This is a genomic window from Oleiphilus sp. HI0125 (assembly GCF_001635355.1).
On the sequence record NZ_LWGF01001131.1, the window covers coordinates 1 to 820 of the forward strand.

General features: G+C 47.2%; 1 protein-coding gene. It reads right to left on the bottom strand.

All coding sequences use genetic code 11. The annotated features are described in order from the left end of the window. Positions 1-820 (bottom strand): dihydrolipoyllysine-residue succinyltransferase (gene sucB, locus A3762_RS19545; RefSeq protein WP_068757215.1); only part of this gene is annotated, 820 nt, incomplete at both ends.

Genomic DNA, 820 nt, shown 5'->3' on the forward strand with positions numbered 1-820 from the left:
GGATTTTGTGCATACCCAAAATCGCAGTCTGCGGTGGATTAAGAATAGGCGTTGACATTAACGACCCAAACACACCGCCATTAGAGATAGTGAACGTGCCACCTGTCATCTCCTCGATCGTTAACTTGCCATCGCGAGCCTTACCACCAAATTCCTTAATCGAAGATTCAATTTTCGCTAGGCTCATAGTGTCCGCATCACGGAGAATTGGTACAACCAAACCTTTCTCTGTTGATACAGCAACACCAATGTCTTGATAGCCATGGTAAACAATGTCATTACCGTCTATCGAAGCGTTCACTGCAGGGAATCGTTTGAGTGCTTCAGCCGCGGCCTTAACAAACAAAGACATAAACCCTAGCTTCGTTCCGTTGTGTGTTTTCTCAAATAGATCTTTATACTGCTTTCGCAAATCCATTAACGGCTTCATGTTGACCTCGTTGAAAGTCGTCAACATTGCTGTATTTTGGCTAGCATCAAGCAAGCGACGTGCAATACTTGCTCTCAAACGCGTCATTGGTACGCGTTTTTCTGGGCGTTCACCAACAAACTGTGGCGAATCAGGCGCTGCTGCAACTGGAGCAGATGCAGGCGCTGCAGCAGGCTTTTCACTCAGATATTTCACGATATCTTCTTTTGTAATACGACCGTCTTTACCTGTTGCAGCAACACGAGATACATCAACATTATTCTCGTCGACAAGTTTTCGCGCTGCAGGGCTCATGATTACATCGCCAGATGCAGCTGCTGCATCTTCAGCGACTTGCGCAGCAGGTTCTGCCGCTGGTGCAGGTTCGGAACCAGCTACACCGGCTTCAAA